The following is a 15899-nucleotide window of genomic DNA, read 5'->3' on the forward strand; positions in this document are numbered from 1 at the left end:
CGCCGTCCTTTCCTCATAGATTACTATAAATTCTATGAATGGCGCTTTTATGAAGACGAAAAAAAAAGGACCAAGGCCAGAACCTGATGGCTATTCTTTCAAAAATAAAATGGCGGAATTATCCGAACTTCCCAAAGACGTGGCGCTTGGAATGCCAGTTCTTACGGTCTTAGGGCAGATGGAATTAAGCCTTGAAAATTACAGGGGGATCATCGAATATACCGATACGCTGGTAAGAATCCAGACGAAAAATGGACAGATCAGGGTGACTGGAAAGAGGCTCCAGGTGGCATATTATACCAATGATGAGATGAAAGTGAACGGACATATCGAGTCCATTGAATACCAGCATTAGAGGAGGAGACAATATTGCTGTTAAAAATCATCCGCTATATAAAAGGGTATATCCGCATCCGGGTCATAGGATATTCCGCAGAAAGATTTTTGAATGCATGCAGCCACAAAGGCATCTTTCTCTGGGGCTTGAAGCCGGTGGGCGGAGCTTACGAAATGAATATTACGATAAAGGGATTCCGGCAGTTAAAGCCGATTATCAGGAAGACAGGAACAAAAGTTGTAATTGTGAGACGGTTCGGTCTTCCTTTTTTTTTACACAAATATCGAAAGCGGAAACTGTTCTTCGGCGGAGCCTTTCTTTTCGTTGTTATGATTATAGCGATGTCCCGGTTTATATGGAATATCGATATTACAGGCAATCAGTCGCGGACCGATGAATCCATTCTGGAGTTTCTGGGCTCAAAAAATGTAGAGGATGGGATGCCAAAGTCGGATGTGGATTGCGCCCGTATTGTAAAGGATATCCGCAAGGAATATGATGACATCATATGGGTATCCGCGTCCATAAAAGGCACCCGCCTGATCATCCAGGTAAAAGAAAACGAGGATTCCTTGCCGGTGGTCAATAAGACGGAGGAGGAAAAAGAACAGGAAGCCAGGGAGAACGCTACGGACATTGTTGCGGACCAAGAGTGCGTCATAACGGACATCGTGCCCAGAAAAGGGATTGCCATGGTCAAAGAAGGTGACCAGGTGAAGAAGGGAGATATCCTGATATCCGGGCAGGTTCCAGTCAATAACGATGCCGGGGAGACGATCGCATACCAATATCACGAGTCTGACGCAGATATCCGGGGACAGACGGCCATTGCGTACGAAGACAGCCAGGAGGTTGTGTATCTGGAAAAGGAATATTTAGACGTACAGAAGGAAGAATACTATATTAGGGTCGGAGACCGATTTCTCAGACTGGCTACAATCAAGAACCAGTATGAGGAATGGGAAATGCATTCCAAGGAGCGGCAGCTTCGGATTGGCAAGAATTTTTACCTACCTGTATCCTATGGCATTCGGACTGCCAATCCTTACCGTTCCGAAGAGAAGAAGCATACAAAGAAGGAACTCCAGCAGATCTTAAGCCTTCGTTTCAAGCGTTATCTTGCAGACTTGGAGAAAAAGGGGGTAGAAATTATCGAGAATAGTGTTAAAATATACACAGGACCCGAAAAAGCCGAGGCAAAAGGCACGCTTACGGTCATCATGCCGATAGGCATGCAAGCCCCGTCTCAATTGCTGGAGATACCGCTAAAAGAAGAACAAGAAGAAACAGGAGAATAATGAATGGGATTAATTGAAGCGATCATGGCTATACCGGCCGAGCAGCAGAGTAATGTGTTCGGACAGTTTGATGCTTATGCAAAGAAAATAGAGAGGACGCTCCATGTGACTCTGATTGCCAGAGGGGAGAGCGTAAAGATTATGGGAGAGGCTTCTAGAGTGGAGCAGGCCAGGAAGGTCTTAAGCCAGCTGGCGGAACTGTCAAGCAGAGGGAATAACGTAGAAGAGCAGAACGTGGACTATACCCTTGCCCTCGTGATGGAGGACAGTCCGGACAGCGTTCTGGAAATTGACAAGGATGTGATATGCCATACGCTGCAGGGCAAGCCGATCAAGCCTAAGACTATAGGACAGAAGAAGTATGTGGATGCGATCCGCAAGAAAATGATCGTGTTCGGCCTTGGACCTGCCGGAACGGGCAAGACCTATCTTGCCATGGCTATGGCGATTACGGCATTTAAGAATAACGAGGTGGGCAGAATCATCCTTACCAGGCCTGCCATAGAGGCGGGAGAGAAACTGGGATTCTTGCCCGGAGACCTGCAGAGCAAGATTGATCCCTATCTGCGCCCGCTTTATGATGCGCTTTATCAGATCATGGGGGCGGACAGTTTCTTGAAAAACTCTGAAAAAGGCCTGATTGAAGTGGCACCCCTGGCTTATATGAGAGGACGGACGCTGGACAACGCATTTATTATACTGGATGAAGCCCAGAATACGACCCCTGCCCAGATGAAGATGTTTCTTACCAGGATCGGATTCGGCTCCAAAGTCGTCATTACAGGAGATGCCACCCAGAAGGATCTGCCTTCGGGCCAGGTATCCGGCCTTGACGTGGCGATCTCGGTGGTGAAGAACATCGAGGATATTGGCATCTGTACGCTTACCAGCAAGGATGTTGTCCGCCATCCTCTGGTGCAGAAGATCGTAAAGGCTTATGAAGATTATGAGAGCAGAGGCAAGAACAAAGGCAGGGATAAAAGGAGAAGATCATGACACTATACTTTGAAGAAGAAGGGGAGGCAAGGCTTCCCATAGAGTGTGAAAAGATAGCAAGACAGGTGATAGAGACAACCCTTGATTATGCCGGATGTCCGTATGAGTGGGAAGTCAGTCTTCTGCTGACGCAGAACGAAGAGATCCGCAAGATGAACCGGGACTTCCGCGGCATTGACAGGCCAACGGATGTGCTGTCCTTTCCGATGACTGACTATCCTGTGCCCGGACAGTTTGGGTTTTTAGAAGAAAGTGATGACTGCTTTCATCCGGAATCGGGAGAACTGATGCTGGGCGATATCGTGATTTCCAAAGAGAAGGTATTATCACAGGCCGAAGAATTCGGTCACTCTGCTTTGAGAGAATATGCTTTTTTAATTGCTCATTCTGTGTTACACTTAATTGGATACGACCATATGCAGGACGAGGAGCGTCAGATTATGGAACGTAAGCAGAAAGAAATTATGGAAAGATTAAATATATTACGATAAGATGGAGTAGTGTATGGCTGAACAACGTAGAAAGAAAGAGAAGAATTTCCTGGTCCAGGGCTCTATCCTCGCGATTGCGGGGGTGATTACAAAGATTATCGGGGCCGTGTACCGGATTCCTCTTACCAATATAGCAGGCGCGGAAGGAATCGGATATTACAGCGTGGCCTTCTCTATTTATTCTGTGGCATTAATGCTGACATCCTACAGCCTTCCTCTGGCTGTGTCCAAGTTGGTTTCCGCCAGGGTGGCAGTGGGGGAATACCGGAATGCCTATAAGGTATTTAAGGGGGCTATGACATTTGCCCTGCTGGCAGGCGGATTTGTATCCCTTCTGATCTTCCTGGGGGCGGATTTTATCGCTTCCCATATTATGCATATGGATATGAGTGCCTATGCGCTTCGTGTCCTGGCCCCCTGTATCCTGATTGTCGCTCTTTTGGGCGTGCTGAGGGGATTTTTCCAGGGAAATGGCTCCATGGTTCCCACTGCCATCTCCCAGGTGGTTGAGCAGGTGGTGAATGCAGTGGCATCCATAGCCGGAGCTTACTTCCTTCTGCAGGCAGGAAAGAGCATTGCCGAGACCAGAGGGAAGAAGTCCTATGGCCCGGCATACGCGGCGGCCGGAGGTACGGTCGGAACCGTTGCGGGAGCCTTGGCGGCGCTTCTGTTCGTTGCGCTGATATTCTATGCCTATAAGCGAATCTTCAAGCGCCAGATGAAGCGGGACCGGACCCGCCGGAGGGAAAGCTACAAGAAGATATACAAGGTTCTGTTTATCACCATCGCGCCGGTCATCTTAAGCGCGACGGTCTACAATATCAGTGATTTTATTGATACGGCAATGTTTAATAACATTATGGCTGCCCAGGGATTTAAAAAGGTGGAATATGCGGAACTCCTTGGGATGTTCGGAGGCCAGTATACAACGATGATCAATGTACCCTTGTCCATATCAAGCGCCCTGGCTGCCTCGCTGATTCCAAGTCTGGTAGCGACCGTGCAGACCGGGAACCGTAAGCAGATACATAACAAGATTAATATGGTATCCAGATTCAACATGCTGATCGCGATTCCATGCGCGGTAGGCTTCGTGATTCTGGCCAAGCCGCTTCTGGATCTTTTGTATTTTACCCAGGATAATACGAAGCCGGCACTGATGCTCCAGCTTGGAGCGCTGTCCGTCGTATTCTTCTGCCTGTCGACGGTTACAAACTCGGTGCTGCAGGGACTGGACGATATGATGACCCCGGTGCGCAATGCCGCCATTTCCCTGGTGATCCACGTGATTGCCCTGTTCCTCATGATGGTGGTATTCAAATGGAACATATATGCGGTAGTCCTAAGCAAGATTGTATTTTCCGGCGCCAGCTGCATCTTGAATGCCCATTCGCTGCGGGAGCGCATCGGCTATGTCCAGGAGCGTAAAAAGACGTTCGTGATTCCGGCGATTGCTGCAACCGTGATGGGAGTCGTGGCCATTGTGGTACATCTGCTGTTTGAACTGTTTGCAGGCGCAAGGATTGCAACGGTTGTGGCAGTGCTGGCGGCAATGGTCGTATATGGCGCCGTACTGGTGCTGCTTGGCGGCGTGACGGAAGAGGAACTTCTGGATATGCCAAAGGGAGCCTCCGTGGCATCTCTATGCAGGAAACTGCATCTGATCCGCGGCCAATATAGGTAAAGATCGTGTAAAAATTGTCCGCAAACTGTATAAATCCGGCAAAACAAACCGATACTGTACTAAAAAAGGAGTTGTCCTTATGAAAAATAAGTATGGTATTGGTTTTTTTGCGGCTGCGATTATTGCAGTGCTGGCGGTATCCAGCGCATATCAGCTGAGTTATCAGAAGGCCAAAGAACGCGCGCAGACGCAAGTGACAAAAGAACAGGAGGAGCCTGCTACGTCCAAATCGGAGCCGACAGTCTCTGCGGATGGACAGGCGCTAAAAGAAGACTGCTACTATCTGATGGAAGTCAACGGTTACGTGGTCGTATATCTGAGTGATAAGAAGACCGCCTACGAATATACGGATATCCTGTATGATGAACTTCCGGCAACCATCAGGGAGGAGATTCGCAACGGAAAATACATGGAAAGCACAGAGGAACTTTATGGCTTTTTAGAAAATTATTCGAGCTAGAAGTGGACTTCCAAAGTAAGATAGTGTAATATAAGTACGTAATTTCCGAATGAATCAAGAAGGAAGGACAAAACTATGGAAGAACAGAAGATTGCAAGAATCAATGAATTATATCATAAATCCAAAGCAGAGGGCCTGACGGCCGAGGAGTCAAAGGAACAGCAGATTCTGCGCAGGGAGTATATTGACTCATTTAAGAGAAATCTGCGCAGCCAGTTAAACAATATTTCCATTCAGGAGAAGGATGGAAGCATTACAGATTTGGGTGAGAAGTTTGGAAAGCAAGAAGGACATTAGGCATCGGGTTCTGGAAGCCCGAAAAGAAATCGGTCCCTTGAAATGGCAGAAAGCCACGGAAGGGATAACGGCTGCGGTGACTTCCCATATGCGTTTCCGGGAGGCCACGGATATCTACTGCTATGTAGACCATCAGGGAGAAGCAGGCACCAGGCTGATCATAGAAGAAGCCTGGCGGCTGGGAAAAGACGTCTGGGTGCCCAGGGTATTGGGACGCAGGATGGAATTTTTCCATATAGAGAATTTCAGCCAGCTGCACCCCGGCACGATGGGGATTCTGGAACCTGAGGAAGGCGCTTTGGCTGACGGAGCAGACGCGCTTGTCATTATGCCGGGCGTGGCCTTTGACCGTGACAGGCGCAGGATCGGCTATGGCGGCGGCTATTATGACAGATATCTTGCCGCGCATCCTTGCCTTCCCACCATGGCAGTCGCATTTGACTGCCAGGTGCTGGATGAAGTGCCCTATGATGAATACGATATCAGGCCGCAGATCCTGGTGACGGAGACCAGCGTATACGAGGACGGCAAATAGAAAGGATGATGCTTATGCAGATAGGACTTCCCAAAGAGCCTATGCTACTATTAAGCGTAGTAAATACGAAAATCAGAGATTACTATCATTCGCTGGATGCACTATGCGAGGATATGCAAGTAGAGAGAGAAGAGATTACAAATATACTGAAAGGAATTGATTATGAATACGACGAATCCAGACATCAGTTTGTCTAGCGCGGCGCCATGCGAGGAACCGAAGCGCCAGTATTATTACATAGAAAAGGCCAGAACCTACATTCAGAAGAAGTCCCTGGAGATCGGCCGTCCGCTGACCTTCTGCGTGACCACCTTCGGCTGTCAAATGAACTTCGTACCCGTGACGGCTTAAACCCGCATAAATAAAGGATTTTTCAAAACCCCAACTTGTAAGAATGATTTACAAGTTGGGGTTTTCTTTGTCCTGCTGCCCGCCGGAAGAATAAAAGCGATAGTTCCGAAAATACGGCATAAAATACCAAAAACCGGCCTTTCGTTCCGAAAAATGCCGGTTTTGATACGTTTTAGCCCGGTTTTGATACAGATCGGGCCGTTTTAATCACGGTATAAGAATTTGTGCGTCAGCCCATTCTTGAAGGTAATTTCCACCGGCCGGCCGTTTTGGATCACGATCCGTTCGATAACAAGATTTAAAAATTCTTTCATAGTTTCATCACCGACAAGCGGCGCGAAGTCGCTATACTGGATATGTTCGCCGGTCTGGATCTGGTGAGCCAGAAGAAAAGAAGACGCGGACTTTATGAAGGCCAGTTCCCCGGCGTCGGTGGAAAACGTCGCTTCGTTAAGGTCCTTCATGCGGTTTTCTGCCGCGATCCGTTCCGTTTCAAGGGCTAATTTTGTTTCAAGGTATTCTTTTTCGCCCATGGCCTGATCGTCGAAAAGAAAAGCCTTTTTCAGACGTTCAAGGGCGCGTTCTATGCGGGTGATCTTCTGTTTCAGTTCTTCCACTTCGCCGGTATTGATACACCCGGAAGGAGCGGCCAGAAGATCAGGAACGTAAGCAGCGCCGCCGGTAGCAGGACGCCCGGAAAGTAACGCAAACGTGGCGTTCAATCCTTCGGAAGCGATACCGGCCACGGCTTCAAATTCTGGCCCGGTCAAAAGCAGTTGTTCCAGTTCTTCCGGCGAACTGATTTTGGAACGCATACTGGCAACCCGAACCATGCCGGAAATATAGTTGAAGACAAACGGCCCTAAAACAACGTCACTGCAGCCGGGAGAATTACAAGCGCGCTTCCGGTACCGGGCGCCGCACCGGTAAAGGGAAGGCGAAAAGCCGTTTTCCCGTGTTTTGTCCTTCTTTATCACCTGAAAGAAGGCGCCGCAGTCGCCACATACCAGAAGACCGGCGAAGGCGTGGACGTGGATCCGCTTATGTGAAAAGCCTGCAGAACGTTTCTTCGCGGCGTTTTCGTCCATAATGGCGTTGCAGCGGTCCCATTGTTCCGGCGGCACAAGGGGCGGGAAGACGCCTTCAAGGTATATTACTTCTTCTTCCGGTTTCTTCCGTCCGCGGGCGCTTTCCCGGTAATTATACCGGTAGTCGCCGCGGTTAATGGGATTTCTGATAAAGTCGGCGACGGTTTTTGAAGTCCATTCCCCGCCGCGCTTCGTCGGTATGTCGTGGGTGTTGTTGTAGTCCCTGACCTTACACGTCGATCGTGTTTCTTCGTACATATCATACATGAGCCGACCGAAGACGGCTTCAACTTCACTATGTTTCGGGAATTTGGCTTCTTCGTCCCAATCCCACCCAAACGGGACGCGGGCGCCGTTCCACTGGCCGGAGAGGGCGCGGCCGATCATAATATCCATGACACGCTCCGAAGCAAGTTTCCGTTCCAGTTCTGCAAAAACAAGAATAATTTTCAGGACCGCTTCACCGATCGCCGAAGACGTGTCGAATTGTTCGTTTAATGAAATAAAGGTAACGCGGTTATACTTGAAGTCGTCGTACATCAAAGAGAAGTCAACAAGATTTCGGGAAATACGGTCAATTTTATAGACGATAACGTGGGAGATCTGACCGGCGCGGACTTTCTTCATCATGCGTTCAAAGGCGGGGCGGTTGGTATTCTTCCCGGACTTTCCGGCGTCCTCAAAAATTTCAATCCGGCTTTCGTCGATATGCAAAACGTGTTTACAGTAGTTCTTCAATTCCTTTTTCTGAAAAGGAAGGCTGTCTTTGTCCACCTGATAGCCGGTTGAAACGCGAACGTATAAAGCGACGGTTCGCAGATCCGGCGCGGCAGCAGGCACAAGACCGGCCTTTCTCAATGCTGCATAAGCCATAAAATCACACCTTCTTAAAAATGGGCGTAAAAAATAAGCCCTTTCAAAAGTTGGGGGCCTATGCTATAATAACACTTGTTCAGGGCGTTATCATAGCGCAGCCCCGCGGGGTTGACGGGTAACAATCTATTTAAAGCGCTTCACGGTTGCAGCCGTGGGGCGTTTTATTTTTCAAATTTCAGTTCTATAATATTTCCCTTTTCTTTAAAGCGGTATTTTACGCCATTTTTTCGGCGTCCCCTTTTTCGACATAACCGAGATCCAATAATTCGTCGGCACGTTCACAAAGTTTCTGTTTTCCTTCGCGATTTAATTTACGGTATGTAATAATCAAATTCTTTTCGCTTTCCTTTAAATCAAATGTCGATTGTTTAGGCGGGACATAATCAGAAAGCCCGATCAAAACGTCTGCTTCAACGCCGAAGAATTTCGACAACTGAACAATAACAGACAAAGGAATTTTCCTTGTACCGGTTTCATATCCGGCATAGGTACTTTGTAACATTCCTAATTTTTCGGATATTTCATATTGAGATAAACCGAGTTTATTTCTCATAGCGGCGAGATTTCGCCCGAAACGTTCGTATTCTTCGCCGTGTGTCTTCGCCGGTGTCTTAGTCATTCGATACACCCCCTTTCGTTGTATGAATACATTATAAACGCAAAAATGCGTTTTGTAAAGAGTAATAAACGCAAAATGCAATAATTTAATTTAAAATTGTGCTTGACACAAACGCGAAACGCGTTTATGATATATACAACAAATAAACACAAATTGCGCTTAAGAAAGGAGAAATGAAAATGGCGAAACCACTTGTAAATGTATTCCCGAAATTAAAAGCGAAAATGGCATACAACGGAAACACTACAACGGATCTTGCAGAGGTTTTAGAGATCAGCGAAGACAGTGTAAGAAGAAGACTTCGCGGCGACGTAGAATTTGAATTGCCGGAGATCGTAAAACTGATGAAGTTTTATAAATGCACATTTGAAGAAATCTTCGGGGAAAAGGCAGCGTGAAGCCGCCAAAAAGGCGGCTTCATAAATTAAATATCGCAGGCGTTAAGAATAAAAGTTTTGAAATTATCCAATTCAGAAAGATCGGAAATTTTGGCTTTCCAGTGTAATTGCTTCTTATTTGATTGAGCAGAAAAAAGAGGGTTTGAAAGATTTTCCTTCATATCTTCCGCGGAAAGCCTGATAGAAAGCCATTTTGTACGATCGGTAAATTTGAAGCGAAGGAAATCATTATTTTCACCATAGAAAGCACTTGTATAATTATCGCTTAATTTTTCAAGGTGAATTTTTGAGACTTCGGAAGGTGGGAAGAAATTCAAAATAATTTCAATAGCGCGGGTTTCAATCGGATTTAAGGAAACTTCGCGCGGTTGGGTTAGTATGACATTTTTATTTTCAAAATCATAACCAATAGTAATAACGCCAGAAACAGAGGACATATAAACACCGCCTTTCGTTTTCTTTCTATCATACCACGAAGGCGGCAGCAGGACAACAACGGAAAGGAGCGCAGATCGTGAAAAAAGCAGAAGAAATTGTAAAGATCGCCGGAGAAGTAGCGGAAGAAGCGTTGAAGGTTGCCGAAGAAAAAGGGCTGACGCTTTGTGAAGTGCTGCAGGTGCCGGAAACAATGAAAGCAAAGATTTTATATGAATTACGACAGCAGGAAACGCCGTTCAAAAGGGAAAAGCCCCGAACATAAGCCGGGGCAAAAGGTTATTTACTGATTTGTGCATTATCAATAATACGAAGCGCCTTTGACAGTTCTTCTTGTAAGACCTCATACACGGCCAGTAAATGAGGATCCGGAATTAAAGACTTGTCAATTCTGCAATTTGTATTATGGACGAACGCAGCGGCAGTATTGCCCTTTTCGTATTCCATAAGATCAGACACAGAGAACACCCCCTTTCATACCGTGATTATAACACGGCAGCGGGAAGCGGGACAATAAAACGGAGAAGACGCAATGATCGAAATAATCATTTTCCGGCCGACAATGAAACGCGCGCTTGAAACGTGGGGACTATTCAGAGAAGCGGCCGAAGCAAACGCAGAAGCGAAAGTAACCAGATACACGCCGAAGATTATAACGAAGAGATACCGGATCCGCTTCCGAAGCGACGGACAGCAAAACGAAGGGTTACGGGCAGATATAACGGTACCGTTCGATCCGGTTATGATGAGCCATTCACAGTTCGGCCGGGAGTATTGCACACTGTCAAGCATTTTGGAGTTATTGAAGCAGGAAGACGGCGAAACATAGTAGCAGGACAACGAAAACACGGCCAGATCGGCCATTTTATAAAGTCTGTATATTTCGGTGTAGGTCAACAGGTTTTCGGCCCGGTTTTTAATGTGAAAGCGGGGCAGCGGTGGAGAACAAAAACGCTTTAAAAGGTTCCATGTCGGACAACAAGTTTTCGGCTTTTAATGTGAAAGCCGGTAAGGTTTGGACGTTCCCGAAAAAAGACGCCCGCCGGATCGTGTGAAAGCCGGTTGAAAAGCACACACCCGAAAAATACAGATTTTATAAAATGGCTGATTTTGTCAGAAAAAAGCAGCACGAAACAGAGCAACGGAAAGGAAATCTAACTATGAAAGTATTATCACTATTTGACGGGATAAGTTGCGGGAAAGTAGCACTTGAACGCGCGGGAATACAGATTGAAGAATATGTGGCGTTTGAGATCGACAAATACGCGATCAAAATCAGCAAGAAAAACCACCCGGACATTATACAACGGGGAGACGTAACAAAAGCGGACTTTTCGGAATTTGAAGGTTTTGACATTGTGATCGGCGGTAGTCCGTGTCAGGGGTTCAGTTTCGCAGGGAAGCAGTTAAATTTTGAGGATCCGCGAAGCAAATTATTTTTTGAATTTGTAAGAGCGGTTGAACAGGTAAAACCGAAGTATTTTCTTCTTGAAAACGTGAAAATGAAAAAAGAGTTTGAAAACATTATTTCGGAATATTTGGGAGTAGAGCCGATCGAAATAAATTCGGGGCTTGTTTCGGCACAGTCGAGAAAACGGCTTTACTGGACGAACATTCCGGGCGTAACGCTTCCAGAAGATAAGGGAATTATGCTGAAAGACGTTGTTCACGAAAACGAAGAACAGAAGCCGGAAGGATTGGGAAAATATATTGTTCCATTCGATAAAAGCCTGCAGATCTTAGATAAAGAAGTACAGAAAGGAAAAATCGGGTATTTCAGAAAAGACAGTCAGGCGAACCGGGTATATTCGATCCACGGAAAAGCCGTCACCCTATGCGGGGAAGCGGGCGGCGGAGCCGCAAAAATGGGACAATATCTTTTCGGGTGCTTGACGCCGGACAGGATCGAAAAGCGGCAGAACGGACAGCGCTTTAATGAAGGGAATAAATTCTATACGCTGACAGCACAGGACAGACACGGAGTTTTAATCGACGGGTACATAAGAAAACTAACACCGGTAGAATGTGAGCGATTGCAAACGCTTCCAGACAATTACACAGACGCGCCGGGAGTGACAGACGCGCAGCGTTATAAATGTTTGGGGAATGGTTGGACGGTTGACGTTATAGCACACATTTTGAAAGGCTTAAAAACCGGAAACGGCCAGGAAAAGGACCAGGCCGTCAGAGATTGGAAGGCAGCAGAAAACGCCATAAACAAATCACTTGAAGATTTTTCAAATTTAGGGCCGGCGGGAATGTTTGGAGTGAAGATATTAACACCGCTTCGGGTGAGGTATGACAAAGGAGAACGGACGGCAGATTTATTTAATGCAATAGTCGAAGCGACAAGATAGGGGCGGGAAAATGATAGAAAGAAAAGTAATATTTGAAATCACCGGCGACGGGCTGACCGAGGAAGAAGTCGGCCGGATCCGTCAGGTGATCCGACACCTGAACTATAAACGGGGACGCAGAAAGAAACCGCGCCTTCGTTATAGATACAATTTTAATAAACCGAAAGGAGATCTAACACATGAGTTTAATTGACGCTTTTTCAAAGGAAGACCGGGTACCGGTTACATTTACCGATTTTTTTAATCTGGTAAAGCAGGCCGCGAAGTACGAAAACGTTATGAACGGCGTAAAATGCGACGTTCCGCACAGGTACATAAGAGAGTGCATGACAGGAGAAAAGGAACTGACAGACAAAGTAGAAGTGACGGTACATTTCGGCGAAGGAGAACTGGAAGAAATCACAGAGAGGATCAAAAGACAGGTTGCGGAAGAATTTGGAATACCAATCGAACTTCTGGAAGAAGGAAAACAGGAGCAGCACGAAGCGGATCAGGATCCAAAAGAAGCAATACCAGACGAAGAACCGCCGATCACCGGCGAGAAAGGAGAATAAACCATGGCAGCAATTATTATTTCATTTATTGCCGGTGCGGTTGCGGCAACGATCGGCCTTGTAGCCTTTGGCGTACACCTTGCGAATAAGAACGGTAAAGAATAAAGCGCATGAAAGCGATTATGAAATATCCCGGTTCAAAGTGGGGGACTGCTGAATGGATCATTTCGCATTTTCCAGAACATCACAGTTATTTAGAACCATTCTTCGGATCCGGCGGCGTGTTCTTCAACAAACCGCGATCAGACATTGAAACCATAAACGACCTTGACGGCGACGTGGTAAACCTTTTCCGGTGGATAAAGGACGATCCCGAACGGTTGACACATGAAATATATTTCACGCCATATTCGCGGGAAGTGTACGAAGAAGCATACCAGAAGGAACCGGAAAGCAGCCTTGAAAAAGCGGTACTGTTTTATGTTCGTTTGAATATGGGACACGGTTTCAGAACAACCGGTGAAAAGGTGGGGTGGAAAGTTGACATTCAGGGCAGGGAAAAAGCCTACGCGGCCGCTGACTGGTGCCAGATCCCGGAAAAGATTATGGAAGCCGCGGAGAGGTTGCGCGGCGTACAGATAGAGAACCGGCCCGCCGTGGAAGTGATACGCCGTTACAATTTTGAAAACGTGCTGATCTATTGCGATCCACCCTATGTTCTTTCTACACGCTGCCGGAAGCAGTATAACCACGAAATGAGCGACGAAGATCACGAAGAATTACTGGAAGCGCTGCTGCAGCATAAAGGACCGGTGGTTATTAGCGGGTATTCTTCCCCACTGTATGAAGCGAAGCTGGGGGGGTGGTTCCGGGAAGAAAGAACAAATTACGCGCAGAACGCGCAGCAGCGCCGGGAAATTATCTGGTATAACCGGCAGGCGCCGGGGCAGCAGTTGACACTATTTTGAAAAAAAGGAAATCAGACCATGGAAAAAATGAATTTACCATTGAAACAGTTTTTAACCCTTGTCGGACCGGCGCAGGCGTTGGAAGTTATCGAAGAAGACGCAGCGGAACCGGTATTCACCGGAAAGGCCGCAAAGATCAGGGACCACGAAGAATTGTTGGATCGTGAAGTAAAACTGATCGAAGCGAAAGCGAAAGTCACACCGTATCACATGACCTATTTTCAGATCTGGATCTATTAGAAGGGCGGCGCCATGGTTAAAGTAAGGGATTTTTTACAGACCATAACAGCGCCGGACCGGTTGAAGATTGTAAAAGGCGGGGAAGTAGTGTTCTTAGGGTTCAGGGGAGAAATGACGGAAATTCCGAAAGAATACCTTGACGCCGAAATGATACTTTTCCGCAATGAACCGGAGATCAGGCACAGGAAATGGAAGGAAGCCGGGTTAATGCCACCACTTGAACCGGACCAGACGCCGGACTTTTCGTTTTCGGATCTGGAAATGAAGTTATATTACAAAATTTGTATTTGAAAGGCGGGGAAATGCGGTTAATTAGTGCAGACGAAGCAAAAGAAATTATATGTAAATTTGAAAACAGGGCCATACAACGAACAATGATCCTTGAAATTGAAAAATTAAGCGGTTGCACAGCGACGGAAGAACAGTTATTGGAAATGTTGGGAAACAAAGAAATTAAGTTTGACGGATAGAGGAAAGAAAGGAGATCTAACCATGGCACCATTAAACAAGGCTTTATTCAGCAGCGCGAAGGAAGATTGGGCGACGCCGCAGGACTTCTTCGACGAATTAAACAAGGAATTTCACTTCGATTTAGATCCATGCGCTGACGCGGAAAACGCGAAGTGTAAGGAATTTTTCACGAAGGAGCAAAACGGACTTTTGCAGGATTGGGGGGGGCGTTGCGTCTTCTGCAATCCACCTTACGGGAGAACTTCAACCGGCGAATGGATCAAAAAGTGTTACGAAGAAGCACAGAAACCGGGAACGGTTGTTGTTGCGCTCATTCCGGCGCGTACTGACACAAGGTTTTTTCACGATTACATATACCACAAAGCGGAAATTCGCTTCATAAAAGGCCGCCTTCACTTCGGCGGCTGCAAAGACGCGGCGCCGTTTCCTTCTATGGTGGTAGTGTTCAGAAAGGGAAAAGAGAATGAAGAAGAAAAGAAAACAGGCTGCACCGCTGCAGGCCACACCGAAGAAAAAGCCGCGGAGAAGGACGACGGATCCGAAAACGGCGTTGACGGTATTTGAACCGAACACGGTTTATTTTAATGATTTCCTTGAAACATACATAGGCGCAAAGTGGCAGGCGATAAAAGGCAGCCTTTACGACGCCGGTTATCAGACGATCGAAGTCAGCCGGTACCGCGACGAACTGTTAGAGGATTTCAAAGAAATGTGCAGGGAAAACGGCCTGCATGGCATTGTGTGAGACAGAAAGGAGATCTAACCATGGGAAACGTTGTAAAACGCGAAGTTTATAAACTGATCGACAAAGAATTGGCGGCAGCGAATGAAAAGTTTCCGCTTTTTGGCAGCAGTCACGAAGCCTTCGCGGTAATTCTGGAAGAAGCAGAGGAAACGAAGGAAGAAGCGCAAAACCTTGAAATATTGGTGAATAACTTCTGGATCGGCGTCAGAGAGAACCACAGCCCGGAAGCGGCGCACGAAGAATTGACGGAGATTTACAGAACGGCGCTTGATCTGGCCGTGGAAGCAATACAGACCGCAGCAATGGCAAGAAAAGGAATTTTAAGTAATATCGAACTTCTGGCAATAGACCAGTGTTTGACGGAAGAAGAAAGGGGCGCTTTATAGTGAGAAGAAGGAAAGAGGATCGAAGAAGGGAAAACAACTTAGCGATTTTGCTTTTAATTCCCGTTTCCCTTCTCATGGCGGCATTTATCATTTTTGCCGTTGCGGACGACTGGAAGCAGCAGGACGCAGCGGCGCGGGAGCAGCAGGAAACAAAAGAACCGGAACCACTGACCATTGAAACGCCGGATCCATGCGACACCGGAAGTATTGTTATTTATGCAAACGGCGGCGTATATGCGTTTTACGGTACGTTTGATATTAAAAACGACGGCCGGGACGGGGAAGAAATAATAATGACGCTTGAAGGGTACATGGAAGCAGAGTACCCACACGGAGTACCGGAAGTCAAAGAAACTTACGGGCCATAGAAAGG

28 protein-coding genes are annotated in these 15899 nt (G+C 46.9%); 24 read left to right on the forward strand and 4 right to left on the reverse strand.

Annotated features, from left to right (window positions below; genetic code table 11):
• Positions 1-49 precede the first annotated feature (49 nt).
• The 10 genes from yqfC (at position 50) to HDCHBGLK_RS14905 (ending at position 6449) form a co-directional block, all read left to right on the forward strand.
• Complete coding sequence (gene yqfC / locus HDCHBGLK_RS14860; RefSeq protein WP_050755131.1) at positions 50-355, forward strand: sporulation protein YqfC; 306 nt, start codon at positions 50-52, stop codon at positions 353-355.
• 14 nt (positions 356-369) lie between these two features.
• Complete coding sequence (locus tag HDCHBGLK_RS14865) at positions 370-1635, forward strand: sporulation protein YqfD (RefSeq protein ID WP_004606142.1); 1266 nt, start codon at positions 370-372, stop codon at positions 1633-1635.
• A gap of 3 nt (positions 1636-1638) precedes the next feature.
• A complete protein-coding gene (locus HDCHBGLK_RS14870) occupies positions 1639-2631 on the forward strand; it encodes a PhoH family protein (RefSeq protein WP_004606141.1) in 993 nt (330 codons plus the stop codon).
• Positions 2628-3122: an rRNA maturation RNase YbeY gene (ybeY, locus tag HDCHBGLK_RS14875; protein WP_004606140.1), complete on the forward strand. Its 495-nt coding sequence runs from the start codon at positions 2628-2630 to the stop codon at positions 3120-3122. The genes HDCHBGLK_RS14870 and ybeY overlap by 4 nt, the downstream gene beginning before the upstream one ends.
• Positions 3123-3135: 13 nt before the next feature.
• Positions 3136-4806 carry a putative polysaccharide biosynthesis protein gene (locus HDCHBGLK_RS14880; protein ID WP_004606139.1) on the forward strand — a complete coding sequence of 557 codons (1671 nt, stop codon included), beginning with the start codon at positions 3136-3138 and terminating at the stop codon, positions 4804-4806.
• Positions 4807-4885: 79 nt separating this feature from the next.
• Positions 4886-5266 carry a hypothetical protein gene (locus HDCHBGLK_RS14885; protein WP_004606138.1) on the forward strand — a complete coding sequence of 127 codons (381 nt, stop codon included), beginning with the start codon at positions 4886-4888 and terminating at the stop codon, positions 5264-5266.
• Between the two features lie 75 nt (positions 5267-5341).
• Positions 5342-5563 (forward strand): DUF896 domain-containing protein, encoded by a 222-nt coding sequence (locus tag HDCHBGLK_RS14890; RefSeq protein ID WP_004606137.1) that lies wholly within the window; start codon positions 5342-5344, stop codon positions 5561-5563.
• Positions 5511-6098, forward strand: coding sequence for a 5-formyltetrahydrofolate cyclo-ligase (locus HDCHBGLK_RS14895; protein WP_009248537.1), 588 nt, complete (start codon positions 5511-5513; stop codon positions 6096-6098). Before HDCHBGLK_RS14890 ends, HDCHBGLK_RS14895 begins: the two co-directional genes overlap by 53 nt.
• A gap of 14 nt (positions 6099-6112) precedes the next feature.
• Positions 6113-6295, forward strand: a complete 183-nt coding sequence (locus HDCHBGLK_RS14900; RefSeq protein WP_039909535.1) for a DUF4250 domain-containing protein — start codon at positions 6113-6115, stop codon at positions 6293-6295.
• Entirely contained in the window at positions 6261-6449 is a 189-nt protein-coding gene (locus HDCHBGLK_RS14905; protein WP_039909534.1) for a hypothetical protein, read from the forward strand. The genes HDCHBGLK_RS14900 and HDCHBGLK_RS14905 overlap by 35 nt, the downstream gene beginning before the upstream one ends.
• 203 nt (positions 6450-6652) lie before the next feature.
• On the opposite strand, the gene HDCHBGLK_RS14910 is transcribed toward HDCHBGLK_RS14905, so the two are convergent.
• Positions 6653-8410, reverse strand: a complete 1758-nt coding sequence (locus tag HDCHBGLK_RS14910; protein WP_004606133.1) for a recombinase family protein — start codon at positions 8408-8410, stop codon at positions 6653-6655.
• 217 nt (positions 8411-8627) lie between these two features.
• Positions 8628-9032 carry a helix-turn-helix domain-containing protein gene (locus HDCHBGLK_RS14915; protein ID WP_004606132.1) on the reverse strand — a complete coding sequence of 135 codons (405 nt, stop codon included), beginning with the start codon at positions 9030-9032 and terminating at the stop codon, positions 8628-8630.
• Positions 9033-9211: 179 nt separating this feature from the next.
• Between HDCHBGLK_RS14915 and HDCHBGLK_RS14920 the strand changes: the two genes are divergently transcribed.
• Positions 9212-9430 carry a helix-turn-helix domain-containing protein gene (locus tag HDCHBGLK_RS14920; RefSeq protein ID WP_130574617.1) on the forward strand — a complete coding sequence of 73 codons (219 nt, stop codon included), beginning with the start codon at positions 9212-9214 and terminating at the stop codon, positions 9428-9430.
• A gap of 26 nt (positions 9431-9456) precedes the next feature.
• Here the strand turns inward: HDCHBGLK_RS14920 and HDCHBGLK_RS14925 are convergent, their stop codons facing one another.
• Entirely contained in the window at positions 9457-9867 is a 411-nt protein-coding gene (locus HDCHBGLK_RS14925; protein ID WP_004606130.1) for a hypothetical protein, read from the reverse strand.
• Between the two features lie 77 nt (positions 9868-9944).
• On the opposite strand from HDCHBGLK_RS14925, the gene HDCHBGLK_RS14930 reads away from it, so the two are divergent.
• Positions 9945-10130, forward strand: a complete 186-nt coding sequence (locus tag HDCHBGLK_RS14930) for a hypothetical protein (RefSeq protein ID WP_004606129.1) — start codon at positions 9945-9947, stop codon at positions 10128-10130.
• Between the two features lie 14 nt (positions 10131-10144).
• On the opposite strand, the gene HDCHBGLK_RS14935 is transcribed toward HDCHBGLK_RS14930, so the two are convergent.
• Positions 10145-10324, reverse strand: coding sequence for a hypothetical protein (locus tag HDCHBGLK_RS14935; protein ID WP_039909533.1), 180 nt, complete (start codon positions 10322-10324; stop codon positions 10145-10147).
• A gap of 73 nt (positions 10325-10397) precedes the next feature.
• On the opposite strand from HDCHBGLK_RS14935, the gene HDCHBGLK_RS14940 reads away from it, so the two are divergent.
• From HDCHBGLK_RS14940 to HDCHBGLK_RS14990, 12 genes are all read left to right on the forward strand, one after another.
• A complete protein-coding gene (locus HDCHBGLK_RS14940; protein WP_004606127.1) occupies positions 10398-10694 on the forward strand; it encodes a hypothetical protein in 297 nt (98 codons plus the stop codon).
• A gap of 331 nt (positions 10695-11025) precedes the next feature.
• Positions 11026-12222, forward strand: a complete 1197-nt coding sequence (gene dcm / locus HDCHBGLK_RS14945; protein ID WP_130574618.1) for a DNA (cytosine-5-)-methyltransferase — start codon at positions 11026-11028, stop codon at positions 12220-12222.
• 10 nt (positions 12223-12232) lie between these two features.
• Positions 12233-12415, forward strand: a complete 183-nt coding sequence (locus HDCHBGLK_RS14950) for a hypothetical protein (protein ID WP_004606124.1) — start codon at positions 12233-12235, stop codon at positions 12413-12415.
• On the forward strand, positions 12402-12776 hold the full coding sequence (locus HDCHBGLK_RS14955; protein WP_004606123.1) for a hypothetical protein: 375 nt from the start codon (positions 12402-12404) through the stop codon (positions 12774-12776). Before HDCHBGLK_RS14950 ends, HDCHBGLK_RS14955 begins: the two co-directional genes overlap by 14 nt.
• 110 nt (positions 12777-12886) lie before the next feature.
• Positions 12887-13684 carry a DNA adenine methylase gene (locus HDCHBGLK_RS14960; RefSeq protein ID WP_004606122.1) on the forward strand — a complete coding sequence of 266 codons (798 nt, stop codon included), beginning with the start codon at positions 12887-12889 and terminating at the stop codon, positions 13682-13684.
• Between the two features lie 18 nt (positions 13685-13702).
• Positions 13703-13924 carry a hypothetical protein gene (locus tag HDCHBGLK_RS14965; RefSeq protein ID WP_004606121.1) on the forward strand — a complete coding sequence of 74 codons (222 nt, stop codon included), beginning with the start codon at positions 13703-13705 and terminating at the stop codon, positions 13922-13924.
• Positions 13925-13936: 12 nt separating this feature from the next.
• Entirely contained in the window at positions 13937-14215 is a 279-nt protein-coding gene (locus tag HDCHBGLK_RS14970) for a hypothetical protein (RefSeq protein WP_004606120.1), read from the forward strand.
• Positions 14216-14226: 11 nt separating this feature from the next.
• Positions 14227-14394, forward strand: coding sequence for a hypothetical protein (locus HDCHBGLK_RS19045; protein WP_167738461.1), 168 nt, complete (start codon positions 14227-14229; stop codon positions 14392-14394).
• A 22-nt stretch (positions 14395-14416) separates the two neighbouring features.
• On the forward strand, positions 14417-14959 hold the full coding sequence (locus HDCHBGLK_RS14975) for a DNA N-6-adenine-methyltransferase (RefSeq protein ID WP_039909532.1): 543 nt from the start codon (positions 14417-14419) through the stop codon (positions 14957-14959).
• Complete coding sequence (locus HDCHBGLK_RS14980) at positions 14946-15140, forward strand: hypothetical protein (RefSeq protein ID WP_004606117.1); 195 nt, start codon at positions 14946-14948, stop codon at positions 15138-15140. The genes HDCHBGLK_RS14975 and HDCHBGLK_RS14980 overlap by 14 nt, the downstream gene beginning before the upstream one ends.
• 20 nt (positions 15141-15160) lie before the next feature.
• Positions 15161-15526, forward strand: coding sequence for a hypothetical protein (locus HDCHBGLK_RS14985; RefSeq protein ID WP_050755130.1), 366 nt, complete (start codon positions 15161-15163; stop codon positions 15524-15526).
• Complete coding sequence (locus HDCHBGLK_RS14990; protein ID WP_004606115.1) at positions 15526-15894, forward strand: hypothetical protein; 369 nt, start codon at positions 15526-15528, stop codon at positions 15892-15894. Before HDCHBGLK_RS14985 ends, HDCHBGLK_RS14990 begins: the two co-directional genes overlap by 1 nt.
• The last annotated feature ends 5 nt before the right edge of the window (positions 15895-15899 follow it).

This window comes from [Clostridium] scindens ATCC 35704 (genome assembly GCF_004295125.1).
Lineage (GTDB): Bacteria > Bacillota > Clostridia > Lachnospirales > Lachnospiraceae > Clostridium_AP > Clostridium_AP scindens.